Origin of the sequence: Bacillus sp. NTK034, from assembly GCF_017303275.1 — a bacterium.
Lineage (GTDB): Bacteria > Bacillota > Bacilli > Bacillales > Cytobacillaceae > Cytobacillus.
Genome location: NZ_JAFKOJ010000060.1, coordinates 1 through 256 on the forward strand (window position 1 = coordinate 1; position 256 = coordinate 256).

The 256-nt window shown below is 52.7% G+C and carries 1 tRNA gene and 1 rRNA gene; both read right to left on the reverse strand.

Annotated features, from left to right (window positions below):
- Nucleotides 1–42: 42 nt before the first annotated feature.
- A tRNA-Met gene (locus JI665_RS28390) sits at nt 43–116 on the reverse strand.
- Between the two features lie 42 nt (nt 117–158).
- A 5S ribosomal RNA gene (gene rrf / locus JI665_RS28395) occupies nt 159–256 on the reverse strand; the annotation flags it as partial.

Here is a 256-nt window from a genome sequence, read left to right on the forward strand (position 1 = left end):
GTGACAGGCAGGCATTCTAACCAACTGAACTACCGGACCAGATTGCGGGGGCAGGATTTGAACCTGCGACCTTCGGGTTATGAGCCCGACGAGCTACCGAACTGCTCCACCCCGCGATAATATTATTTATGTGATTTTTCATCACAATTTGTTTTTCCGCCCGGCAGCGTCCTACTCTCACAAGGGGACAGCCCCTAACTACCATCGGCGCTGAGAAGCTTAACTTCCGTGTTCGGTATGGGAACGGGTGTGACCT